Consider the following 24,880-nt stretch of genomic DNA (forward strand, 5'->3'; position numbering starts at 1 on the left):
TCGAGATGGGGATCGCGCACAATCAGTACGGGAGGGCATCGGGCGAAAGAGACTCAAGGGTGGCAAGATCGATCCGATCGACCTCAACCAGCATTTCCGCTGGCGCCGGCACCCTCCAGCGAGATAAGCTGCAATCCGCCGGCCATGTGGGCCAGGGTTGTCTTGGCAAGGTAGTGATGTACTTGGTTGTGAACGGAGTGCAGCAGGTCGCCCAACATGCAATCTCCGCCGCGGCACAGAGGCTCCCCCAAGAGGCAATCGGGAGTCGGCAAGGGGCCTTCCACCGCCTCGTAGATTTCGGCCAGCGAAATCGTCTCCGGCGCCCGAAGCAATTCGAAACCGCCGTGGGGCCCTCGCACGGAACGAATAACCCCGGCCTTGACCAGTCGCTGCATCACCTTGGCCAGGTGATGGGCCGAGGCCCTCAACCGCCGTGCCAGCTCTTCATTCGACCAACGTCGCTGCGTCTGGGCCATCAACCCCATGGCGTGCAGGGCGAGCGACGCCGCTTCCGAGATACGCAACATACCGGCCATCATCCCCTCCCGGACGGACCAACCCATTTCCTGTCGCAAAAAAGTATTTGCGAGTCCATTTTACCGAATTATAGATTCCAGGGGACAAAAAGAAAGACGGGACGCCTAATGGGGCCCGCGTACGGTGGAAGTGCGATTGGAAAGAGGTAGTTAAGCGTCCTCTGCGGATTTTTTCACTTCCTCGATCGCGCGCAGTTTGTAGATCAGCGTCCTTCGACTGATGCCGAGTTTTCGAGCGGCGAGCGTGCGATTCCCGCCGCACTCTTCGAGGGTTGCCAGAATGGCCGCCCTTTCCACAAGGTCCAATCGACCGGATTCGGAGCCTTCGTGCCGTTCCACGGTACGGCTGATTTGCGGGGGCAAGTGCTCGGGCAGGACGACGTCGCCGCGGGCCAGGAGACACGCCCGCTGCACCGCGTTGCGCAGTTCGCGGACGTTGCCCGGCCAGGGGTGGGCCAACAAAGCGCTAGCGGCCTGCGGCGAAAACCGAACGGAGCGGCCCGCGAATTGCTCCGCGAAACGACGTGCCAGCGGCAGGATGTCTTCCCGCCTTTCGCTTAGCGGCGGCACCCGCAACTCGAAGACGTTGAGCCGATAGAATAGGTCTTCGCGAAATCGCCCTTCCGCGACGGCCTCCATCAAGTCGCGATGGGTGGCCGCGATCAGGCGGAAATCCACCCGCACCGGCTGGTCGCTGCCTACCGGGGTAATTTCGCCGTTTTCCAGCACGCGCAATAGTTTCGCCTGAAGGTGCAGCGGCAACTCTCCGATCTCATCCAGAAAAAGCGTCCCGCCGTGGGCGGCGCGAAAATATCCCTTTCGATCCGCTTGGGCTCCCGTGAACGCTCCCTTGACGTGACCGAAAAGCTCGCTTTCGATAAGCGTCTCAGGCAATCCGGCACAGTTTGCCGTGATGAACGGACCTTGCGATCTTCGGCTCCAGCGGCAGATCAAACGCGCGATGACGTCTTTTCCCGAACCGCTAGGGCCGAGTATCAGTACCGGGGCTTCGGTGGGCGCCACCAAGGCCGCGGTTTCCAAAACGCGACGAAAGGCGGGATCGGCGAAAACGATGTCCGAGGGCAACGGCGGCAGTTCGGCCGTTTTCCCGCGATCGTGACTTTCACCCAAATGATCCAGAATCGCGGTTTTCAACTCCTCCAAGTCGACGGGCTTGGCCAAGTAGTCGCAGGCGCCGCTTTTCAGGGCGGCGACGGCGTCCCGCACGTCGGCGTAGGCCGTGATTAAGAGAACGGGCAAGTCGGGCCTTTCCTCGCGAATCCGCCGCATCGCGTCCAAGCCTGACATACCGGGCAGACGGACGTCGAGCAAAACAAGGTCCGGTGATCGACGGGCGACCAGTTCGACGGCTTCCTCGCCCGAACCCGACTCGATAACCGTCAACCCCAATTGTCGGACCGACTCCGCAAATAGCCGCCGTTGCGAGGGTTCATCGTCCACTACCAAGACGGTGCCGGCGCGTCTTGTCGATTTGGCGGAGGTCTCCATCGCGGGTCTCGCGTGACTTTCGGAACCTTGTCTCATGTCGCCGTTTCGTCGGGATCGGCGTCGCCCTTCGGTTGCGGTTTGATTTTCGAATCGGAAATGACCAAACGAAAGACTGCCCCGCCGCCCTGTCGCGGGCGATATTCCACACTCCAGCCATGCAGGTCGGCGATTCTTCGCACGATGGCCAGTCCCAATCCCGTGCCGTCCGACGTCGTGTAATAAGGCGTGAAAAGCCGCGGGCGCGATGGCTCGGGAACCCCGGGCCCGCGATCTCTCACCTCGATCACCTTTTTGTGAGGCGATTCCGAAAACGCCTTCAATTCGATGGTGCCGCCCTGGGGCGAATACCGCAAGGCATTGTGAAGCAGGTTGAACAGCGCCTGCCGCAACAAGTTCGGATCGGCCGTGATCCGGGGAATCTCCGCTTGGGCATCCAGTCGCAAATCCCGTGAGGCCGCGTCGGCATCTAGGAGCGTCTTCAATTCCTTAAACAATGCCTCCAAATCGACGGCTTCCAGGTGCAAGTCGTACGGTCGGGCGAAGCTGAGGAATTGATTGATCCGCGCGGTGATGCGGTCGCATTCCTCCATGATGATGCGTGCCTGCGACGCCACGGAAGAAGAGGGCGTCTCCGTTTCCGCAATGCGTTGCGCCCAACCGCGGATCGATCCCAGGGGATTTCGGGTCTCGTGGGCCAAGCCCGCCGCGGCATGACTCAATTCCTCCCAATGACGGCTTTGCAGTTCGGCCAATCGTTTTCGATGACTCAGGGCCAATACCCGCAGGCCAAGAATCCATCCGCCCCAAAGCAGGACGCAGGCACCGACTCCCGCCGCGATCAATCCCCAACGCAATCGCACCAGGCGGGCCGCTTGGGCATCAAAGGCCGTTCGATCCAAGAGAATGACGCATTCGAAGCGTCCGCCGTTCATAAAGACGCTTTCCTCAGGAGCGGCGAACGCCCCCCATCGTCCGCGACCGAAACCGCGACCGGGGCCGAAGGGCCCCCCGCCTGTCGGCGACAATGGGGGGATGTCGATTTCTCGTCGAGAGACAAATCCCCGCTCGGACCAGGCATCACGTCGGTTGGCGATCGTGGGAATCATTTCGCCGGCGTGAATGATTTCCCTGCCCGATGCATCGACGATGGAGACGCCCAAGACGTCTTGCGACGCGACCAACTCTTCGAGAAACGTCGCGATTTGTTGGTCGAAATAGGCGCCCAAGCGGCGATGAGAGCGGAGGTTTCCCGAGATTGCGCGGTGAATGGACTCGGCTTGTCGGCCGAGCGCGGACTCGGCTGCGCGACGGTCTTTCCATAACTCGCCATATTGCCACACCACGATTCCGACGGCCAAGGTCGCGCAAACCAAGGCAGCCCCGGCGTGCAGCGAAATGAGGAGCGGTCGGCTTGCCCTGGCGCCAATCAGACTCATACGGCGTCTCGCTTGCCAAGATTCGGCATATCAGCTTCGATCTTGATTGTCTCACAAGAGGTGGAAAATGCCAAACCGCCGGGCGAACCGGTTGCGTAGTAAAAAAGGGCCGTGGCGTCTGACCGTCACGACCCCTTCCTCTCCCGCTATCGCGCGCTAGTTTCACGTGGCCTGTCCGGCCTGCTATCGGTCAAGCCGGCAAATCATGCGTTGCGTCTCGCCCAACTTGTCGGCGAGTGGGCCGAGCCTTGGCATCGGCCGACGGTCACCACGGTTACCACGGTTACCACCGTCGTCCCGGTCCAGGGCCGAAACCCGGGCCGAAATTCCGAGGCGGACCGTAGCCGCCTGCCGCCGGTCCGTACCCCATGGCGGGACCGCGCCCGCGTCCGTAACCTGGGCCGTAGCCCGGTCCCATCGGGCAGGGGCCCATCGGTCCGCGACCGAAGCCCGGTCCCATACCCATGCGGGGCCCCCCATACGGGCACAGTCCGGGTTGCCATGCCGGCGCCGTTCCCGGAGTCGGACGCAGGGACTGCAACTTCGTCTGAAGCTCAGCCAACCGAGCGGGGTCTGCGTTAGGCTTGGCTCGTTCGGCTAACCACTCCGACATGACGGCGTGCCACTCGGCGCGCTGCGCCAACCAATCGCTTGCGACGGCGGGGGGCGGGGATGCCTGCGGCGCCGTAGGGGAATCTTGCCCCACCGCGACATGCCCTAGGCCAAATGCCGTCACCAACACTGCACCCCAACACAAACCAACGTATCGACACCTCATCGCAACTTCTCCTTTTTTGGGTAGGATCGCTCGAACTCTCCGGGACGGCCGTCCCTTTTGCAACGCCCTCGTCGACGACGGTAGGGTAAGTTGCAATCGCCGTGCCAAAGGGTGCACGATCGCGGCTAGCGCACCCAAAGAATGGCCGTGCGCAAGCGGTAGCGATTACATCCCGGCGGTCAGGCGTTGAGAATGGCGAAAAAACCGCAGCGGAAGCGAAGAATCCCCGATTCGGTGAGTTCGGGTGCCCCCCGACGATTAAAAGAAAACGATCGCGTTTCATTCCGCGGGTAGCGACCGCGCGCAATAATTGCACAGCGATTCGCCTCCGGCGTGAAAGAATGTGCCGTGCGACGGCCGTCGCTCTCAGTCGCCGTTCTGTGGCGGATGAAAGCGGTACAACATTTTCTCGGTAAGTACCGCATCCACCGGCGTATCGCGCGGCGTTCGCGGCAGGTCTTCTACCATCTGGCACTCGAAGGCCAAGCCAAGCTTGAAGGCGGTTGGACGCAAGCTCAGCAAGAAGCGATCGTAATAGCCCTTGCCCTGCCCAAGGCGGTTGCCTCGGCGATCGAAAGCCAGCCCCGGGATGAGCACCAGGTCGATTTCTTCAGCGCGGGCCTGCCGTTGCGGGTTCTCGCGCAACTCCGGCGGCGGTTCCGGAATGCCCAACGTGCCCGGGACCAACTCTTCCAAGGTGCGCAGCCGAAACAGTCGCAAATCGATTCCCTGGCAGTAGGGTACGATGATCGCTTTCTCTAAAGAAATCAATTGAGAGATGAGGTCTCGCGTGGCGACCTCGGTGCCCACGCTTACGTACGTCATGACGGTTCGTGCCCGGATCAGTTCCGGCAATCGCAACAGGCGAATATGGATGAGCGACGAGGCTGCATGGCGCAGGGCAAACGCCCGTCTGCGCTCCCTCATCCTATGTCGAAGTTCCTGTTTGCGAATGCGAACGGCGTCATGGTCGTCATGAGGCATCGACGCGCACCTGAATGGGATCGATGGAGAAGGGGCGTATTCGACGGTAACCGGGACTGCGACAATCGGCCTTGCGCGCGACCTCGCACCGCAGCACCACGATTCACAAGACTTTCCTCGCGGTCAAGATAACCATAGGCGTTCCCGCCGCCTAGAGTGAGATGCCGTCGGCTTCGCGGTTTATAAGTAATTCAGAAGGCTCAGTTGGTAGATCTGAGCCGATGCCTTCAGCGCTGCCTGGAGCGCCGCTTGCCTGCCGGTGAATTCGGAGACCACTTCCACCAGGTCCACCTCGTAATCATTGGAGAGCACCTGACGGAGTTGCGTATCTTCGTCGTCGAGGCGGGTCTTCAAAATCTCGAGCGCCTGTTGTTTCGTGCCGAATTCGGCGCGGACGAAGTTCGTGGCGACGTCGGCCTGATCCAGCATCTCCACAGCGCGCTGAACCTCGGGAACGTCGTTGCGGTCCAACGCCGCCGCCAGACGAATCAACGCGGTGAACAAACCCTCGGTTTCCAGAGGGTTGACGTCGCGACCGGTCAAGTACGACGGCGCACCGCCGGTCAATGTGGGCGGATTCCCGGGATCAGTCAAATCCACAGGACCGGTGCCGTCATTTCCGTCGGTGGGATCCAGGACGACCTCGAAGGTTTGGCTCGCCGTGGCATGCCCTTGAAAGAGTTCGATGATGCGATTGGCGGTGGTGATTCCCGGTTGAATCTTGAATCGAAGGATTCGATTCGCCGCGTCGTAGGAAAAACTCTCGGGATCGGCCCCAGCGTCCTCGAAAACGACTTGGAATCCGTTACCCTCCGAGGTGGGTCGCCGCGTGCGGAAGATCAGGTCGCTGTTCGGGCTTGCGGAGGCGGCCTCGGCTACGGCGATGGACCCGGGACTGGAGACCGTTGCGGACTCCGCTCCCTCCGGTATCAAACCGAGGTCAATAGCCGCGCGGCTCATTTGGGTACGGGTCACCGTCAAAGTGCCGGAGCCGATGCTGTCGTCAACCAGTTCGATGCCGTTGCCGAACCGCGACAGTCTCGCGATCAACCACGGGTCGCCGCCGGGAGAGCGCGGCGGATTGTCGGGATGATGATTGATTCGATCGAGTACATCTTGGATCGTCGCCGCCCCCTGCACGTCGATCTCCAGCGTGACGCCGTCCGCCCGCTGAATCAGGAAATCGATACCGCCCGAACTGCCTCCGGAAGTCGCCGTTTCACCCAGTTGCACCAAACCGGTGCCGTCGTTGGGAACATCGTTTTCGTTGTAGAGTTCGAGCGAAAAATGGTCGCGTGCGCCGGGGGAGGCGGCAAAAAGGTCGACCACCCTTTGGGCCGTCGTGTACCCGGGGGCGATCCCCACGGCGATTTCTTTGTTTGTTTCGTCGAAGGTGAGTATCTCGGAACCGGGAGGCAAGCCGGAATCGTAGAATCGAAGTTTGTAATCATTCCAGTCCGGTCCGGACTCACGGGCCTTGAGTTGGAGGGCATTGTTCAGGCCCGACGAATCCCACACCGCAGTAGCGTATTGACCCTCGCTTTGATAATCTTGCACTCCTCGCCCATGGTTCAGGTCGCGCAAAAAGACACCCTCGTGAAACGAGCGTATCCCCAACTGTGCGGCGGTGTTACCACCGTTCTCTCCGATCGCGAAGTCGTCCCCACTGATCCGGGAGCGGACGTTGATGCCGGTGCCGTCGGACGCTATTTCGGCCAACAAGCCCGCCCCCGACGTGTTGAGGCGATTGAGCAGGTCCTCCACGGTCACGGCGTCGGCCAAGGAAATGGTGTAGGTTTGGCCGCCGTTGACGACCTGGATGCCGGAACGGAGGTCCAGGTCTTCTCCGCTTCCGTCTTGAGTGGTCCCCGCCCACTGGCCGGGGTCGGTGGGCGACACCAATCCCTGACCCGGATAGGCGTCACGGTCGGTGGGATCGAGCGAAGCGCGGAAGGGAAGGACGCCGGCGTCATTGGCTCGGTTCAGGGCATCGACCACGTGGCCCGCCTGGGTATGACCTTCGTCGATGCGGACCACGATTTCCTTGGCGACGGAGTCGTAGGTTACGACCTCCTCGCCCCAATGGACGGTCGGATCGTCTTCGAGCCGAATACGCACATCGTTGAATTCCTCGCCGTGATGGACGGCTTGGATCGTGAAGTCATTGTCCGTCCCGGGAAAGCGAATCACGGCGCGGGCAAAGGTCCCCAGCGTGTCCGCCAACCGCGTGCCCGGCACGAGTCGCGGATTCAAGTCTTCGCCGATGATCGGTCCCGTCCCCACGCCGATAGGCGTGAGGATTCCGAGTTGGCTGGCTGTTACCCCTTGACCCACCTCCCGTACCGACAAATCGCCCGCGGCGGAGGCCAGGCTTAGAATTAAGCCTCGCTGGCCGACCTCGACGTTCAGCGGCATGCCGCCCGCCTGCCGTTTGATCATCAAGGCCGCGTCGCCGATCGTGTGCGCCCCGCTAAGATCGATAATCGCGGTTTGGCTTCCGTCCGAGACCGCGATACTGCCCAGCGAGACGCCGTCGCCGTTGTGAAGCTGGGACAAAGGGGTATCGAACGTGAGCGCCGGATTGAGGTCCGCTCTACCGGTGATCTCCGCGGAAAGCGATCCGAACACGCGACTGCCGGGGATGTTCGTGTCGAACAGCAGGTCGACGTCGGAATAGCTCTGAAGGACCGTTTCGTTTCCGTCGTAGCGAATCAGACCGTTGCCAACGGTGGAGAAGGGACGCACCTGAGTCTGGCTGCCGGCGAAAAGATAGCGTCCTCGAAAGTTCTGATTGCCGGCGTCCACCAATTGTTGGAGGGCATGGCGAATTTGCTGCGCGGCGGCCGCGCGTTGTTCCTGGGTGCTGGTTGTGCCCAAGACCCCAAGGGCCGTGCCCCGTGCCTCGGCGACGATCTGCGATACGCGACTCAAGGCCGCATCGGAAGCATCCAAGAAGGATTGGCTCGTGGCCAAGTTGGTTTTGACCTGAGCCTTTTGCTCCAGCAGGCGTTGGAGAGAAATCACGCGGAGCGACGCAATCGGCGCTTCGCTGGGAAACTCGTATTGGTAGCCCGTGCTCATCTGCACCTGCAACCGATACAGTTCCCGCTGGGTGTACTGCACCTGCGCCATCAACCGCTGGCGGATGAATTGGTCGGTCACGCGCGTGGTGGGAACGCCGCTAATGGCACCCATACCGGTCCCTGCAAGCCGCTGATGTCAACTTACGTTTATTCCAAATGGATTGAGAGCGAAATAAGCACCCCGCTTCCGCCCATGCCGACGCCGCACGGGTGCGGATGGATTGGGTCTACGATCTTTGGTTGCAACTCGCGAATGGTCAAATATTCACTAAAATGTCCAGCAAATCGGTTAAAGTCTTGATGTATCGCGCCGAGGCTTGGAATTGACGTTGAAACATGATCATGCGGATGGCCTCTTCATCCAGATTGACGCCGCTGATCGCCAATTTTTGCCCTCGCAAGGTACTTTCGAAGGTCCGTGCGGACTCGGCCTCCGCCGTGGTGACCGCGGCGCCTTGCGTGACCTCCGCGATCATGGAATCGTACATGGCCGAGATACTCACGCCGCCGAAGCTCGCCAGGGGTTGATCGATGAAAGCGGCCAAAGTGACGGCGTTTTGCGTGTCGGCGCCGATTCCGCCGCTGCTCGCCGCGAAGGTCTTCGGTGCGGCGGCGACCACCGTATTGACGGCGATGTCTCGCGCATTTCGACCGACAAAAAACGTGTTCAGTCCTAAGGCCGCCAAGATTCCGCTGGTATCGTTGGCGAAGGCGAATTCGGTGTCCGGAGCGGTCGCGCGGATACGAAGCTTGCCCGTGGAAAGGATCGTCGCCTCCAATCCGTCAATGGCATTGATCTGGTCGGCCAAATCTTCCAAGGTCGTGTCGTCGTCTTGGATTCCCGTAAGATTGACCCGAATGGCATGAGATTGCGTAACACCGCTGTTGGTATTTCGCAGAAGCAGGTCGAAACCGCCGTTGACGGGCGTAAAAGGCAATCCCGCCGCATCCAAGGGAACGTCGCGTTCCGTGACCGCGGTGGAACTCGTCAGGTCCTGATAGCCCGACAATCCCTGGCCGCTGGAGTAGATCTTGTTGAATTCGAAGATGAGCGCGGAAGCCAATTCATTCAGACGATCGACGAAGCCTCCGAGCACCTCGTCCCGGGATTGGATCAGGCCGTGCAGTTCCCCGCCGGCGGTCTCCAAATTCGAGTCGGTTTCCGCCAGGTGCACCTCCGAGATGGCGATCCCGCGGTCGGTGGAATGCGAGACTTCGACCTCGCGTCGCGTGCCCTCGTAAACCAAGAATAGTCCCCCGGAGTAGACCGCCACGCCGCTACTCGGTTGTTCCTCAACCCGGATGTCGATCAGGCCCGCGAGTTCCTCCAGGGCTTGGTTGCGGCGGTCGCGGAGACCGACGGCGTCGCTCTTGGATACGCTGCCGCCTTCCATTTCGGAGATGCGGATGTTGAGTTGCTGAATCTCGGAAGTAAGGCGATTGATGCGATCGGCGACCGTTTCCACCCGCTTGTCGAAGTCCTGCCGAATGGTGTTCACGCGTTCGTACAGGCGTTTTATGTTTTGGGCCAGCGTCCGTCCTTGAAGCACGACTTGGTTGCGATTGGCGGCGCTTTCCGGTTGATTGAGAACCTCGGAAATGGCCGAGAAGAATCGTGTGAAGTCGCTGCTCAAGTCCGTATCATTCAGTTCCCGGATCAGTCCCTCCAATTGCTGGTAGGCCTGCTCCTGAACCTCGGCGGAGGATCGGTCGCTGACGGACCCGCGGAGACGTTCCTCGAGGAAGTGATCGATCTTTTGAACGATGGCCTCGACTTCGACGCCAAGCCCGAGCGTGAACCCTCCGAACTTGTACGAGGCCGCGGGCTGAAGAATGACCTCTTCGCGGACGTAGCCCGGCGTTTCCGCATTGGCGATATTCTGCCCCACCACCTGGAGAGCGATTTGATCCGCTCGCAAGGTGTTGTTGGCCATGCGGATGGAACTGAATAGGGACATAACCCAACCCAAAGGTAGCCGGTCGCCGCTTTGCTAGCGGGCCGCGTTCATTTTCCTAAACCTCCTGGTCCACCAGGGCGCCGCAGCTTTCCACGCGTTGGCGTGTTTCGTCCTTATCATATGTCGGCTTGGGCCGACCGCCGGTTGCGATAATCTCTAGCAATTGCGAAAGATGTATGATGGCTCTCTGCGTGAGCATCCAGTTTGTCAACGCTTGTACTTGAAGCAGTCTCGCCCGACCGCTCGCCTCCAGCAATTGCCTTCGCTGCGCCACGCCGCCCCCGGCGGCGGTCGCCAATTCGCGGATGCCGCGGCAAGGCAAACCTTCACGGTTGGCCTGTTCCAGTAACGCCTCTCGTCTTGCCACGAAGGATTGGAGACGTTCAACGATTCGGCCTTCTTCCTCCGTGGCTTGGGCAAGGCCTTCCATGTCCGCGGTCGCAAGTGCTCGCCGCTTGCGCTCCAGGACATCCAAGGAATGCCGTTGCAGGTCGGAGAGTTCGTTCAGCAGTGAGGCCAATTGCGTGTCCCAATTACTCGACATGCATCTCGTCCTTGCGATGCGGCCCGATTGAGTTGGGCTCCGAATGCTTGCGGTCCCGCGCCGGTCGATCCGGTGATCGACGACCGGGTTCAGCGTCCGTGAGTGCGAAGCTGAAACAATTCGTACATGGGGTTCGCGAGTTTCTCGCCGGCGGTGTCGGCAAGTTTTTCCGATAGCACGGAATCCAATTGTTGCTGGAAGACTTCCTCCGCCATTCCGCCGTGGAAATAGGGCGTCTTGTGCACGGATTTCCGCAATTCCTTGAGCATCAATCCAAAGAACGTTTGTCCGACGAAGGATTGGAATGCCTTGCGGACATCGCCGTCATCCTCGGCGCTGGATGTCTCGACGACTGAGTTGCCGTGCGGCGGGGCGGTGATTTCAGCCTTCCGCAGGGCCGCCGCTTGGTTCGAGAGTGCCGTTTCGAATCCGCCGTCGATCCCTGGCCGGGCACGCGATCCGGCAGCGACTCGGACCGGTAAGGCGGCGCTGGCGTTGGGAAGTGGGCGGATGGAAGTCATGGAATCCAACCTCGCAATCAACGAAGAACTCGGGAACCTCGACGATCGCGTTACTGAAGAATGAGCTGCGCGCGGAGTTTGCCGTTCCGTTCCAGGCCTTTGATGATCGTAATGATGTCTTGCGGCGGCGTATTCAAGGCGTTCAGGGCATCCACCAGCGATTTCAAAGTGGGATTCTGAGGTTGTTGGGAGTCCACGGCCACGAATTGCGCGAGCGCTCCGCCGCCGGCCTGAATGACCATGTTTTTGTGCGTCACCACGACGGGGCCGATTTCCACGTCGCCGCCGATCAGAATGGTGCCCGATCGCTCGTTGATGACGACGCGCGGCCCGAGCGGAACGTCCATCAATGGAAGTTCCAGCAATTGGGACACGAATAGCACCGGGTCGTCGGCGTATTGACGGGGAATGAGCACCTCGATGTTGACCTGATTGACGGCCTTGGCGACGGGTACGCCGCCGGTTTGCACGCTCATTTGGCTGTTGATAAGTTCCGCCGTCTCTTGCGCGACTTGAAAATCCGCGTAGGCCGGTTCGAGCACCAGGGTGACGCGTCCGTCCTTGACAAAGGGGTTGAAGAAGTCGGCCTCGAATCGGCAACCGCCGTGAATCCGACCGGTGGTGCTCATATCCGCGGAATCCAGGGTGATCGGGCCTTCCGCGAGGGCGTACACGCGTTCGTCTTGCGGATTGGGACCGACCAGCGGCGTGAGGAAGAGCATGCCCCCGGCCAAGCTCTTGGCTGAACCCACGGAGTGCACCGTGCAATCGACTTTGTCGCCCTGCCGGACTCCCGCGGCGGGCACCACCGCCGTCACCATCACCAAGGCGACGTTCTTCGCGTCCTTCAATTCTCCCAAGCCGTTCTTGCCGAGGGGGTTCCCCATCATCTCAAGGGCGACGCCCATGCTCCGCACGGTCGGGAGAAAACTGCCGCCGTCGCCGGTTCCCTTCAATCCCACGACCAACCCCAGACCGTGCAAGGTGTTTTCTTCCTGGCCTTTTACGCGGCAAATCGTCTTGAGGGGTACCGCGCCGAAAGTCTCTTGCCAGGTACCCAGCACGCCGAAAAGAACGACCGCCGTCATCAACACCGTACTCCCGGAGAGGCGACGAGCGAATTCACGGCGTACCGGACGGCGGATCGTCGCAATGGGAGACGGGAGTCTGCGTTGCTTGCGGCTCATCGCTCAGGTCTTTCGTGTCGATTCGTCAGGACCGCAATAGAGTTCCAGTAGCAATCGGGGCCGGTCAAAACGGTTGATGTTCGTCCATCCATTTCAAGAGCCAACCGCGACGGTATCCGTCCCGCACGTGTCCGCCCTCACGCTTGACCACGCGGAGATTGGCGACGTTTTCGCTGAGAACGGTGTTGTCGGGAAGGATCGTTTGCGGATCGATGGTGCCGGTGACGTAGATCTCCCAACTCTCGTTGTTGACCAAAATGGCCCGGCGGCCTTCAATCACCAGCGTGCCGTTCGGTCGAATGTCCACCACCTCGCAGGCCACGCGCAGTTTCATCGCTTCCCGAGTGGATAGCTCGGATTGGGCGCGATACTTGTTCTCCATTTGGGCCGCGATGGTCGGATCGCCGTTCGACTGCGGATCGGGTACGAGGCTCCAGCCCTTCAGAAGAATCCAGTCGGAGAGCACGAATTTCCCGTCCGCCTTTTTGCGGCGATCCATGTTTCCTTCGGCGATGACTTGAGTCTTCTCATCGACCAGGACGGTGATCAGGTCGTGCAAGCGGAGCGTTCTGGGTTGCTGCGGCGGTTGGTAGGTCCACGAAAAACGACTCAAGGTCGGGGCAGGTGCGCCCTCGACCGACATCAAGCTGCTCGATTGGGCGACCGCAACCTTGGTCGCCAAAGGCAGGCACGCCGCCGCAATCAAGACCGCGACGGCACGCCGCCGTATCGAACGGAAGTCGCGGTTTTCATTTCGTCGCTGATGTATCCACAACCAAGGCATATCCGGTTCTCGCTAATCAATAGTTCGCAACGCCGCGACTCGTTTGGACACTCGAGTTGATTTGCGACTTGAGACCTCCCCGGCACATCGGGCGAGCATTCACTGCTCGCGCGTCCGGATGCTTCCGGCGAGGACCTCCACTTCGCGAAATCCGATGACCCGAGCCATGATCGGTTTTCCGCGAACCTCCAAGGTTTCCACGGGAATCCACTGTCCGCGCGCGGCGTCGTCCTTGGCTCGGGCATTGGTGCGAATCACGATGCCGGGCGCCCGGGTGTACACCGTAACGACGTCGTTCCGTCGCACTAGAATCGGTTCCCGAAGCACGCTTCCATCCAGTACGCGGCCGGCGGAAACGCTAAGGGTCAGTTGCTTGCCGATCGCCTCTTCCAGCGAATGCAAGGGATTGCTTTCGGGACCTCCCGCAGCTTCGTAGCTCAAACCGACGTCGGCGGGGGTCAGAATCGAGTCCCGCGCCAAAGGCCGGGAAGCCACAACCACCGGTTGCACGGCGAGCACTTGGGCCTCGATCGAAAATCGCGTCCTTTCTCCGGTCGCGGTGACGCACACCAAAAACCTTCTGCGATCCACTCCCAAGGCGGAATCCGACTCCACCTCGACGCGAGCATCGGGCGAGCCAAGCCAGCGTGCTTGACGATCGTCGAGTTCCACTTGCACTTGCCAGACCGGCCCCGCCGATTGTGTGCGATTCAGGTATTCACGCAGGGCGGCGGCGGCCTTTTCCTCGGCCCGCCGTCGAACGGCGTCGCCGACCGTCTCGTCATTTCGGACCAAGCGAGTCGGCGCGGAGGTGAGGGCGATCATCGCGGAACCTGTCCAGGTATGGGGACGTAGATCGATGCCCCGCAGTGCCAGGATGTCTTGAATCTCTTGACGCGAGACGAATCGCCGTTCTCCGAACGGCGGGGCGGGAAATAGCGGAATCACCGCCAACGCCGCGTCGGCGGTCGGGTCCGATCCGCGAATCTCGAACAGGTCGCCGAGAGTCACGACGGGTCCGCCGCAAGTCACGGCGGTGCGCAGAGACAATTCGGCGGTTCGCGCGGCGGGTGCCGCTGCGACCATCCAGGCGAAGAGCAACGCCGCACAAGCGGCTTGCCGCACAAGGCCGCCCCTCCGCAAGAATCGTTCCGTCCCGTTTCTCCTTTCGGCCGTCATCAGTACCTCCTCATGTTGGCGACCAATTGCATCATTTGGTCGCCGACCTGAACGGCTTGGGAATTCATCTCGAAGGCCCGCTGCGTGGTGATCAAGTCGATCAGTTCCCGCACCGGTTCGACGTTGGACGCTTCGAGTGCGTTCTGCCGCAGCAGTCCGCGTCCCTCTTGCCCCGGCGTACCCGCCGTGGGTGCTCCCGAGGCGTCGGTCTGGGCGAAGAGGTTCTCACCCAACTTGAGCAATCCCTCGGGATTGATGAAGGTTACGAGTTCGATGTCGCCGACGGGCGTCAGTTGCGGGTTCTCCGGTTGCTGCACAAAAACCCGACCCTCGGGAGTGATGGAAACGGCGGTCGCGTCCTCCGGAATAACGATGGGCGGTTCGAGCAAGCGTCCGGTGTGTGCGGAGCCTAGTACGAGGTTGCCGTTGGCATTGATGGAAAAGTTCCCTGCTCGGCTGTAGTAAATTTGTCCCGAGGGATCCAACACCTGGAAAAAGCCGGGGCCTTCGATGGCGACGTCGAGTTGATTGGAGGTCTGCTGGAAGGCCCCCTGCCGGAAGTCGGTTTGGATGCTGGAGAGCCGAGAGCCTAAGCCGATCGAAATGCCCGTCGGGGTGAATTGACCTGAGCTGTCCTCGGCCCCCGGAAAGACCTCGTGGCGATAAAACAGGTCCTCGAAATTGGCCCGCCCGCGTTTGAAACCGGTGGTCTCGATGTTCGCCAAGTTATTGGCGATGACATCGAGCTTTTTTTCCATCGCCGTCATGCCGGTGGCGGCCGAATATAGGGTTTGAACGCTCATCGTCCCTCACACCTCTCTTGCTCAGCGAATCCAACCCGCTCGAACGATAGCAGTTTTGCCTGTTGTTTAGTGCGGCATAGGGAATTAAGCGGTCTTCAGCACTCGGTTGAACAGGCCGGCCAGCATTTGATCTTGGGTCTGAAGCATATTGATGTTGGCTTCCAGGAGACGCGAGGTCTCGAGCAGAGCGACCATTTCGTTGGTCGGCTGAACCGCGGACATCTCCAAGTAGCCCTGAGCGACATGACGCTCGGGTAATGGAACCGCCTCGGCCTCGTTGCGGACGCGAAACAGATTCTCGCCGACGGGAACCACATCGTCGGGCGACTGCGGTCGAACCACGGCGAGGTTCTGCGCCACGCCGGCTTGTCGCACGACGCCCTGCGGCGATACTTCCCACGGTCCCAAGTCGCGAGGATTCAGCAGAATCTTTTGGCCGGTATCGCTCAGCACGTAGTAGCGCTCGCCGCCGAATTCCGTGACCAATTCGCCTTGTTCGGTTAGCCGAAAGCTCCCGGATCGCGTGAGGAAGGTCTCCTCACCTTTTTGGACAAGGAAGAACCCTTCTCCCCGCATCGCGAAGTCCGTAGGGGTGCCCGTCTCTTTCAACGGACCGGGGACCAACTCCGTTTTCGTCATGGGTACGATGACGCCGCCGGGCAAGTCGTCCGGACCGCCGCTTCCCGGCAGTTCGTAGCCTCGTGCGACGGATTCGGTGTAACGAGCCTGACAGACCGCCAATTGGCGCTTGAAGCCGGTCGTGTCCACGTTCGCCAAGTTATTGGCGATGACTTCCATGCGGCGGTTTTGGGCATGGGCGCCTTCGGCGGAAATGTACAATCCGAACGGCATGGCGTGGACGACTCCGAAAAAGCGTTGACGGCGGTAAGAGTTGCCGATCGTGGAAACTATTCCGTCGCGTTTCGCGACCGTTGCATCAGCAAGTGCCGTTCCGCAGATTCATTCCTCGCTGCGATCCTCGCGTTGCGTTTCCGTAAACATCTATAGAGAAATGCTTTATGGAATGACGTGAGAGTCGTGATGTGGGGTTCGCGAACGCTCGCCTCCCGGCTGGTTGCGGTCCGGATCGGCGAAAATAGCCGTCTTTGCCGTGGGATCGGCGAGAATCGCCGATGACGGATCGGGCCGTCCGGTCGCAGTCGAGGCTCGACATCCCGTGCAGCAGGTTTTGTTAGGGGGGCCTCGAGGCGATTTGGGCAGGGCTTCGCTACGCGAGGCTTCTGGTGGTAGGTTAGGGCGAGGTGAGCGAACCGCCTAAGAGCCGGAGTCGCTCGGCGATTGCGAGGATCGGGCGGCGGCAAGGATTTGGTCGGCGCCTTGGGTGAGGCAAATCGCGGCCGCTCGGCGACCCAACTCCTCCGGGAAGTCCCATCGGCCGATAACCGAGGCTTCCAGTTTTCGAGTGCCGTCCACGGAAAGCACCCGGCCCGTTAAAAGCAACGTACCGCCTGCCCTCCGCGCCCAAACAGCCACTGGGGCGAGACAACCGCCGCCCAATTCGGCCAAGAAAGCCCGTTCCGCGGTGATGGCTGCGAAGGTTTCCGGATCGTTGAGCGGAGCCAGCAAGGCCCGAGCCTCGAGATCGTCGCTGCGGGCCTCGATCCCCAACGCCCCTTGTCCAGCGGCGGGCAAGAGGTACTGGGGAAGCAGAGGAGATCGGGAAAGATCGTTCAATCCCAGTCTCACAAGCCCCGCCTCTGCAAGAATCAGCGCATCCAGTTCCCCGCTCTGCAACTTCCCCAATCGAGTTTGGACGTTGCCGCGAATGGGACGAATGCGAAGATCGGGGCGAACGTGCAGCAACTGAGAGATTCGGCGGCGACTCCCCGTACCCACGACGGCACGCTCGGGCAACTGTTCCAAAGATCGGCCTTCACGGGAAATCAATACGTCGCCCGCCGGACCCCGAACGGGAACCGCCGCAAGTACAAGCCCGGGAGCGTTCTCAGTCGGCAGGTCCTTCAGGCTGTGGACGGCAATGTCGACCTCGGTCGCTAGCAAAGCGTCTTGGATCGCCTTGGTGAACACGCCCACCGTGCCCAGTGCGTCCACCGACTGCCGGTTCCACTGATCCCCGTGCGTGACAATCGGGATCACTTCGACGTAGGCGCCGGTCTGTCGTAGAAGATCGGCCACATAATCCGCTTGCCAACGGGCCAAGGCACTCCCTCGGGTTCCGATTCGAAATGTCCTCACGCAGCTTCCTTTCTCTGGTTTCGAATCGCAACGATAATTTTGGGAAACTCGCCGGGGAGCCTCGCAATCCGAAAAGTCACGCGGTCCGCGGAACTTCCGGCGGTCGCTCGACGGGGTGGGCCAGTTGCTGCGGGGGCGCCACCACGCCGCAACTCACGATGAACTGGATGGCCTGGTCGATGGAGATATCCAGATCGATCGTGTCCTTCTTCGGCACGTTGACGGTGAACCCGGTCATGGGAGCGGGCGACGTCGGAATGAAAACGGCCAGGATCGGTTCGTTGGCGGCAGTGCGGATCTCATTCAGGCTCTCTCCGGTTACCAGCCCCATCGACCAGATGCCTCGGCGAGGATATTCGACGGCAACCACCCGGCTGAATTCCATTTGCCGTTGCGCCAATAGGAAATCGCTGACCTGTTTTACCGATCCGTAAATGCTTTTCACCAGAGGAAATGAGAAAAACGCCGACTCTACGGTTGCCCAGGCCATCCGTCCCACTCTCGCCGCGACGAACTTACCCAATAGATACAACACTAGAATCAGGACGGCGAGCAGGAAGGGAAAAATGATGTGCGGCTTGAGATACCGAAGTTGAATGTAGGTCCGATAACATTCCCGCGCGTCGGAGGGAATTTCTTCCTCGCCGAGTTCGGCGGCCAAATACTCGATAATGGGTTTGGGGATATACTTCCCCCCTCGAAGACGGGTATAACTTTTCCCGTCGAGGACGACCTCCGGTTTGCCCCGCGACTCGACTGGAATCGCCGCAGCGGGCTTGATGTCGGCGATGTAAAGGAAGATCAAATCGCGCGTGCCGTCGCGGAGCGGACGAAAGATGTAGAGATTGATCGTGGTCACGATCCAGATCAGGATCACAAACGTGAGCAGCGGGGGAAGAACGGTCGCCAAGCCGCGCCAGACCGCAATTCTAAAAGGGTCCAGCGGGCTAGGACGACGCACCTTTTTCCCGCTCGACCGAGCAGAGGCGGGCTGGGACCCGCCTTCCGACGGGGGCATGGAAACCGGGTATTGATTTGGGCCTTCCACAGGCGGCGAGCCTTCGGACATGTCGCTGTTACCTCCTTCCCCTTCCGTTCCTCTACCGCTGATGACACGGCGTTTGAAGCGTGCGGCACGCTAGGGTGGGATCCGCGAGGGGGTTCATCTAAGTTTAGATTATGGCGGGCATATGGGGTAGCTTGGCCCGGTTCTGATGTCGTTCCCACCTGCCCCGTTTGATTGGTTCGCTGCGAAGCGACACGCCGCCCCCCACCGTCGAAGCCTCTCCGGTACCGTCGGCGGTCAATCAAGCAATCTTGCCGGAGTCGCCTTGAGCCCGTGCCAAAACGGTCACGGCGACCTCCACGGCGCCCGATTTGCGCAGGATTCGGGCGGCCTCGTGGCAGGTCGCGCCGGTCGTCAGTACGTCGTCCACCAGCAAGACCCGGCGCCCGGCCAAGATTTCCCTTGGCTTGCTAACGGGCGTCGGCGCTGTGCCGCTGATGAGTCGAATCGGCAGTGATAGCATCTCGGCCAGTCGCCTCGTGAAGCCTACGCGGATGCCGAAGGCCCCGCGGACGTTCCGCAAGCGAGCCTTGCGATTGAGGCCGCGCTGCCGACGCGTCTTGCGTATCCGGCGCAACAATCCCGACTCGCAAGGGACGTTGATAAAGGCCGCAACCTCTTGTGCGATCCATTCCGGTCCGCACATTCCCCGCACGCGGACTTGCGATCGGTGGAGCGGGATGGGAATCACGAGATCACAGTTCAACGCGCGAAGTTCTTCGCCGCGGATGTCGCAAAGCAGTCGCGCCAGGGCTGAGCATAGCGCGTCGCCGTCGGACGATTTCGTCTTCAAGACGGCCTCCGCCATAGCCTCCTCATAAGGCCCTAGGGCAACGACGCGACTGAAGGCGAATGTCTCTGAGCGACACCAATTGCAATCCGTTTCCGTAGGAGAAGGATCCGCAAAGCCTCCGCAGCGGGGACACGTCCGAAAATCCCCGTCCGTGAGGCTTGCGATGCACCCTGCGCACAGCATGATGGACCGAAGGGGCTTTGTCGGTTTCGTCGCTGCGGAGTTCCGGGCCGACCCATCTCCCTCACCCCGCCTGACTGTCCGTAGATCGGTCCGGCACAATTCACAGACCGGCGGAAAGACGAGGTCGAGGACCGCGTCGATTGAACGGCGTCCGAACAACACCGCCGCGTGCAGATTCACGACTGTGACCTTCGACTTACCACATGCCAATGGAACGCTGACGAAACGGCAACGGCCCAATCAATGCGAGTCGTGAGCGGAACCTTGAGAATAACGTCGCAGTCGCAAAACGCGACACAAAATCCAGTCGAACGCGCTGTCGGGCAACAGTCGCCGAGCTACCGTGAACGCTTTGGCGCTGCCGGGAGTTGCGTAACGCCGCCGCGGGCGTTTCGATTGCACGGCGCGCAAGACGGTTCGAGCCACGATTTCAGGACCGGGTGCGGTGCGGTAAGCCTCCACAACGGCCTCTCGAAATCCCCTCCTCGCCGGATGGTAATCCGATGGATCCTGGGCGGCGTCCAAAAGAGCTAAGGCTGTGGCGTCAAAGTCGGTTTTGATGGCGCCGGGTTCAATCACCACTACCCGAATTCCAAGAGGAGCGGTTTCCAGACGCAATGCGTCGGAGATCGCTTCCACCGCATGCTTGGTCGCGGAATACCAACCGGCAAACGGAAGCGCCAGTTTTCCGACCACCGAGGAAACGTTGACGACGGTCGGAAGTTCGCCGCGCCGCAGTAAAGGAAGCGCCGCCCGAGTAACACGCCCTAGGCCGAACACGTTGACTTCGAATTGCCGTCGGACGTCTTCGTCGGAGGCTCCCTCAATGGTACCGTACAACCCGAAACCGGCGTTGTTGACGAGAACATCGAGTTTTCCGGCGGCATCCGCGATTTGTCGGGCGGCATCCGCCACCGCACGGGCATCGCCGACGTCCAAAGGCAGCGGCACGATATCGTTGGAACGAAGTTTCTCGAGCTTTTCGCCGCGGCGGGCCGAGGCGAAAACGCGGTAGCCGGCCTGGGACAAGTGCAGCGCGATTGCTCGTCCGATGCCGCTCGAGGCGCCCGTTACCCATGCAATGCGTGCCATGGCAGGATTTCCCTTCGAAAGCAATGCGGAGAAAGACAGGCTCACACGTTGAGCGGTCTACCGGAAAACACCGCGCTTGTCGATTGACCACGATCACTGCGTCGTTCGCGCAACATCCGCCGCAATCATTTCGGTTTCGTCCGGGCCGGAGGTGCTGCGATTGATTCGCGATTGGAATACCCGTTTATGGTACGACGCAGGGGACGTGGAGAGTAGCCTTCACGATGTTACCGCTTCGCCTGCGGAAAGGCTGAGTTTGGCGCGAATGAACCTTAGAAAGTGTGTCAAAACCCACAGGTGTATTTCAATTTCCCGTCACCCTCGGCCCCCTGCCACGGCAGAACGAGGGAAGAAGGTGCGTTTTAATACACTTTTAGGCCGTGCTTGCCGCTTGCCCGCTTGCCTGTCCACTAACCCAAGAGCGCGCTGCTTTTGGTCGAAAAAGCAATCTTTACCGCGCGGCTTGTTATTGCGAGCATCGAGCGATTGTGCCGGACGTCCTAGACTCGCCGCCTGCTGCCTGCAACAATTGGTTTTGGAAAGCGGCGGAGGCGGTCCTCCGCCACCGTGGTTTGCCGGCAAGATGTCGCATGCTATGCAACGATGCGCGGGCCATGGAGCGATTGTGAAGGAAGTTCGGCACAGGAGGAGGACACTATGATCCGATATTGCGCGGCTCTGGTCGGCTTGGCGGCACTCGGTTTGTTCAGTCTGGGTTGTGGCAAGCAAGTGGAAAAGCAACCGACCGTCGATGGCGCTCCGCCGCAAGCTCAATCTCCGGAACAAACCACCTCGCCCAATGCACCGCCTCCGCCCGCCGGCAGAAGCGGCGATGCGGATTCCGGTATGAACGTATCACCGACCGCGCCGGCGGAGAATCCGAGCGAATCGACTCCGGCGGCGGACTCTCAAACGGCAAGTAGCGACGAAGCGGACGGAGAGGTCCGACCGGGACGCGTGGCGGGAGCGCTCTTCCGTGCCATTCGCTCTTCGGTGCCGATCCCAGGTAATTTAGGCGGGACGGGCAATGCGGCTCCACAAAACGCTGAGGAGGCGCCGCGATTCCAACCGTGACGATGCTTCAGTTGCAGACTCGCAAATCAATTTGCGAGTCGCGTCGGCCTCTCTGACGCGTTTGGCGCCGAAGCGGATAACCGGCTTTGACGGGGCAACCCTTTCCGTACGCGGTTCATTCAATTGAGGGCGGCTTCGATCGTCAAGAACCGGAACCGCAGCGAATTTCGTCGATGGCGAATTCAACGCCCGATTGCGTGGAAGGGTCCAATCGGAGCGAAGTGATCAGCCCACGCCAGCGCCGAGATTCTCTTACCTTCAACACGTAATCGTGAAACCTGCCGTCTCCAACTATCTTGAACCGCACGCTATTGGCTTCGCTCTGCGGCGAATTGGCGGTCGCCCAGAACAATTGGCCCACGTCGTCGCGGCTTGATTTCATGCGGATGACGATCTCTCCGACGATTTCGGCCTCGATTTGCACTGCGGGGCTGTAAATGATGGGATCGCCGCCGGTCGTCTTTCCGATTAAGACCCCGCCTTCGACCCTGGCTTGAAGCAACGAGTTGGGCAGCCAGCCCCCCAAGTCGCCGTCGGTGTCGAATTGCCAGGCCGTCTTTAGGGAAGGCGGCGGCAAGTCGTACGGTCCGCGACCGATGTCCGCCGGTACCAGAGCAGGCGGCCACGGACCGGGCGGACAGAATGCCCGCCGCAACTCCTCCAAGTCGCGGAAGCCGCGCTCTGCGCAGGGTTCGATGTAGCTCCCTTCGCCCCATTCGTTCCACGGTCCGATGGCGATGATGCGCTTTCCGGTTTGATCGGCATACCGCCGTGCTTCTACGCACAATTGGCCGAATGCCTCGGGCGTACGATCTGTTATCACCAGCGAGCGCGTGCCGTGCCAGGGTTGCGAATCCCAACCGGTATCTACGATCGGCATGTACAACAGGCCGGAGGCCCGAGCATCGGCTTGCCGCCAGACCTCGGGCGACGTTGCGACAACGTCGGCGAAGGGAAAGCGTTTGGAACCGGCGTTTTGCGCCGCGATTTGGAATCCGTGATACGAGGTGAAAGCCTCATAGCCCTCCGCCTTGAGTTGGCGGCAAGCGGCTTCGCTGTCGTGGGAACTCATGGCGACGAAATAGATGCCCGGCAGACCCGCCTTGCGCGCCATTTCCTGCGACATGGCATAGAGCTTCGCCGCCTCTTCGCTTCCGCCCACGTCATTGCGGATGTTGGCCGGCGCCCAAATGAATACGGCGGGCCGGCCGTCGATGCGGTAGTATTCATCCATGCCGAAATAATTGTCGATCCAGTACTGCGTCACTTGACGCCAATCCTCCGCGGAGTGCGTATTGGGCGGATTGTGGTTGGCCCACATAACCGCCCATTTGAGATACGGACGAAAGCGCGACTTCATGTAGGCATTGTGGAGCCAGTGTTCTAAGTGCCGATTCCCTTGGGACCAATACCAATCAACCATGAAAAACTTGATGCCGTGCTCGACGGCCCACTTGATCTGCCAGTCGGCGCACTCGGGATTGGCCTCGTCGTACCAGCCGAGAACCGGTTTTCGCATCGGGTAACCCAGAATGGGTTGCCAACGCGACATTGAATCCCAACCGGGGAAATAGAATGCGCCGATGTCGTACGGACATGCGACCGGTTGCGGGGCGGGAATATAATCCTGCTTCGTCACCGGCGGCGATTCGGTAAACGGTATTTTCGCCGATGCGACCACCGTAGGGTGATTGGCCGAACGAAGCTCCACCGCGGCATCGACGGTCGTCGCCCTCCCGCATTCCACGGTCCAAGAAATGGTCCGAGGGAGCAGGTTACCAAGCCGATCGACTCGCTGCTCGTTGCTGCCGATGATTCGACAATCGCTCGGCAATTTCAAACTCGCGACCAAGTCGCGGACCGCCTCGCCGCCGAGATTGTGCACAAGGAGCGACACCTCGATGGGGCGACCGACCCGATTCACGCCGTTCGTTGAGCCGAAGAACGCGACCTCAATTTCCGCCGGACCGCGGGGCCCGTCGGCGATCTCGACGGATTCCAAAGTCACCGAGGCATCCGCTGCGTCCGTCGGTTGCACTCCCAAAAGGATCACGCGTCCCGACCAACCGTTCATCTGATCGACTTCGATGTGATACGAGTGCATCTTCCCATCGGGCCGAATGGGAAACGGGAGCGATTCCATCCCAAAACGATCGCCGGAGACGGCCAAAATGCTCCCGGCGTTTCCCTTGTTGACAGCCATTCGAATGGTAACGTACGCGTTTTGATCTGCGGGGATGGACAATAGTTTGCTCAGGACCGTGGGCGACTTGCCCTGGGATCGAAGCAGCAGCCCTTCGGCGGTCACGTCGGCGATGACAACGTCGCGCCAGGCGATCCAATCTTGGGCGTCGGCGGGAAAACGCCAACTCGACTTTTCGGAGGTGTCGGGGGACGGGTGCTCGGCTACGCGAATCCATTCGATGGCGAACCTTCCGGCGGCGGGCGGGTCGAGTCGCAGACGGATGATCTTCTTCGCCGCATGCCAAAAGGGATAGACTCGGTACACGTGGAATTCGCCGTCGGAGAAGGCGTCGAAGCGGCAGACTTTCTCTTCACTGAAGCCGCCGAAACGCCCCTCCAGCGTCTCGGTCCAGAAAAGCTGCCCGGCCCCTCCTCTCGCCGTTTTCATTCGGAATTCGACGTATTGCAAAGGCCCGGCCGAGATTTCGAAGATCGGACTGAGTAAGATCGGATCGTCGCCGACGGTTTCTCCTTGCAAGAGGCCGTCGCGGACTTGGACATTGCGCACATGCCCTCCGCCGCTCCAGCCCTGAAGCTCGCCGGGTCGACTGAATCGCCATTCGATCAGGTTCTGATCCGCGTTGGCCGTCCATCCCTGCGACAAGAGAACGGACGCCGTGAAGCCGACCACAACCAGGCCGATGATCTTCCGGTTCAAGTTGAAGCGACGTGCCGACATCGTGCTCGTTCCTCTCGTCAGGTGGGTGATACGCCGGTGCGTTTCGCTGTTCCGGGATCGTTCGTCGCGTCCTCGACCGAACGCGATCGCATTCGCTAACGATCGGTTTACTTCGCGGGGCCGAAGGATGCAAGTGTGCTGGGAGGAATGCGGGAAAGGACGCGTACCGTTTGGCGCGGGATTCGTATACGGCTTCGTTCGCCGCACAGGTTTGAGTCGGCGTCGTTCAG

Annotated in this window: 20 protein-coding genes; 1 reads left to right on the forward strand and 19 read right to left on the reverse strand. The window is 60.7% G+C overall.

What is annotated here, in order from left to right; genetic code table 11:
• Nucleotides 1-83 precede the first annotated feature (83 nt).
• The 18 genes from ACYQ6J_RS09375 to ACYQ6J_RS09460 form a co-directional block, all read right to left on the reverse strand.
• Nucleotides 84-527 carry an RrF2 family transcriptional regulator gene (locus tag ACYQ6J_RS09375; protein ID WP_460183919.1) on the reverse strand — a complete coding sequence of 148 codons (444 nt, stop codon included), beginning with the start codon at nt 525-527 and terminating at the stop codon, nt 84-86.
• Nucleotides 528-686: 159 nt separating this feature from the next.
• The gene (locus ACYQ6J_RS09380; RefSeq protein WP_460183920.1) at nt 687-2,081 is read right to left on the reverse strand and encodes a sigma-54-dependent transcriptional regulator; all 1,395 of its coding nucleotides are present in this window, start codon (nt 2,079-2,081) and stop codon (nt 687-689) included.
• Nucleotides 2,078-3,481 (reverse strand): ATP-binding protein, encoded by a 1,404-nt coding sequence (locus tag ACYQ6J_RS09385; RefSeq protein ID WP_460183921.1) that lies wholly within the window; start codon nt 3,479-3,481, stop codon nt 2,078-2,080. The genes ACYQ6J_RS09380 and ACYQ6J_RS09385 overlap by 4 nt, the downstream gene beginning before the upstream one ends.
• Nucleotides 3,482-3,764: 283 nt before the next feature.
• A complete protein-coding gene (locus ACYQ6J_RS09390) occupies nt 3,765-4,259 on the reverse strand; it encodes a hypothetical protein (protein ID WP_460183922.1) in 495 nt (164 codons plus the stop codon).
• Nucleotides 4,260-4,625: 366 nt separating this feature from the next.
• Nucleotides 4,626-5,243 (reverse strand): 5-formyltetrahydrofolate cyclo-ligase, encoded by a 618-nt coding sequence (locus tag ACYQ6J_RS09395; protein ID WP_460183923.1) that lies wholly within the window; start codon nt 5,241-5,243, stop codon nt 4,626-4,628.
• Between the two features lie 180 nt (nt 5,244-5,423).
• A complete protein-coding gene (locus ACYQ6J_RS09400) occupies nt 5,424-8,438 on the reverse strand; it encodes a flagellin N-terminal helical domain-containing protein (protein ID WP_460183924.1) in 3,015 nt (1,004 codons plus the stop codon).
• Between the two features lie 145 nt (nt 8,439-8,583).
• A complete protein-coding gene (gene flgK / locus ACYQ6J_RS09405) occupies nt 8,584-10,284 on the reverse strand; it encodes a flagellar hook-associated protein FlgK (RefSeq protein ID WP_460183925.1) in 1,701 nt (566 codons plus the stop codon).
• A 55-nt stretch (nt 10,285-10,339) separates the two neighbouring features.
• Nucleotides 10,340-10,828, reverse strand: a complete 489-nt coding sequence (gene flgN / locus ACYQ6J_RS09410) for a flagellar export chaperone FlgN (RefSeq protein ID WP_460183926.1) — start codon at nt 10,826-10,828, stop codon at nt 10,340-10,342.
• 89 nt (nt 10,829-10,917) lie between these two features.
• On the reverse strand, nt 10,918-11,349 hold the full coding sequence (locus ACYQ6J_RS09415) for a hypothetical protein (RefSeq protein ID WP_460183927.1): 432 nt from the start codon (nt 11,347-11,349) through the stop codon (nt 10,918-10,920).
• A 50-nt stretch (nt 11,350-11,399) separates the two neighbouring features.
• Nucleotides 11,400-12,437, reverse strand: coding sequence for a flagellar basal body P-ring protein FlgI (locus ACYQ6J_RS09420; protein WP_460183928.1), 1,038 nt, complete (start codon nt 12,435-12,437; stop codon nt 11,400-11,402).
• 163 nt (nt 12,438-12,600) lie between these two features.
• The gene (locus ACYQ6J_RS09425; protein ID WP_460183929.1) at nt 12,601-13,320 is read right to left on the reverse strand and encodes a flagellar basal body L-ring protein FlgH; all 720 of its coding nucleotides are present in this window, start codon (nt 13,318-13,320) and stop codon (nt 12,601-12,603) included.
• A 99-nt stretch (nt 13,321-13,419) separates the two neighbouring features.
• The gene (flgA, locus tag ACYQ6J_RS09430) at nt 13,420-14,499 is read right to left on the reverse strand and encodes a flagellar basal body P-ring formation chaperone FlgA (RefSeq protein ID WP_460183930.1); all 1,080 of its coding nucleotides are present in this window, start codon (nt 14,497-14,499) and stop codon (nt 13,420-13,422) included.
• Nucleotides 14,499-15,302, reverse strand: a complete 804-nt coding sequence (gene flgG, locus ACYQ6J_RS09435) for a flagellar basal-body rod protein FlgG (RefSeq protein ID WP_460183931.1) — start codon at nt 15,300-15,302, stop codon at nt 14,499-14,501. Before flgG ends, flgA begins: the two co-directional genes overlap by 1 nt.
• Nucleotides 15,303-15,386: 84 nt before the next feature.
• Nucleotides 15,387-16,154, reverse strand: a complete 768-nt coding sequence (locus tag ACYQ6J_RS09440; RefSeq protein ID WP_460183932.1) for a flagellar hook-basal body protein — start codon at nt 16,152-16,154, stop codon at nt 15,387-15,389.
• Nucleotides 16,155-16,577: 423 nt separating this feature from the next.
• Nucleotides 16,578-17,519 (reverse strand): hydroxymethylbilane synthase, encoded by a 942-nt coding sequence (hemC, locus tag ACYQ6J_RS09445; RefSeq protein ID WP_460183933.1) that lies wholly within the window; start codon nt 17,517-17,519, stop codon nt 16,578-16,580.
• A gap of 76 nt (nt 17,520-17,595) precedes the next feature.
• Nucleotides 17,596-18,588, reverse strand: coding sequence for a DUF502 domain-containing protein (locus tag ACYQ6J_RS09450; RefSeq protein WP_460183934.1), 993 nt, complete (start codon nt 18,586-18,588; stop codon nt 17,596-17,598).
• Nucleotides 18,589-18,826: 238 nt separating this feature from the next.
• Complete coding sequence (locus ACYQ6J_RS09455) at nt 18,827-19,378, reverse strand: ComF family protein (protein ID WP_460183935.1); 552 nt, start codon at nt 19,376-19,378, stop codon at nt 18,827-18,829.
• A 423-nt stretch (nt 19,379-19,801) separates the two neighbouring features.
• Nucleotides 19,802-20,653, reverse strand: a complete 852-nt coding sequence (locus ACYQ6J_RS09460; RefSeq protein ID WP_460183936.1) for an SDR family NAD(P)-dependent oxidoreductase — start codon at nt 20,651-20,653, stop codon at nt 19,802-19,804.
• 657 nt (nt 20,654-21,310) lie between these two features.
• Here ACYQ6J_RS09460 and ACYQ6J_RS09465 point away from each other — a divergent pair.
• Nucleotides 21,311-21,727: a hypothetical protein gene (locus tag ACYQ6J_RS09465; RefSeq protein ID WP_460183937.1), complete on the forward strand. Its 417-nt coding sequence runs from the start codon at nt 21,311-21,313 to the stop codon at nt 21,725-21,727.
• 142 nt (nt 21,728-21,869) lie between these two features.
• On the opposite strand, the gene ACYQ6J_RS09470 is transcribed toward ACYQ6J_RS09465, so the two are convergent.
• Entirely contained in the window at nt 21,870-24,650 is a 2,781-nt protein-coding gene (locus tag ACYQ6J_RS09470; protein WP_460183938.1) for a glycoside hydrolase family 99-like domain-containing protein, read from the reverse strand.
• Between the last annotated feature and the right edge of the window lie 230 nt (nt 24,651-24,880).

This window comes from Thermopirellula anaerolimosa, from assembly GCF_054657335.1.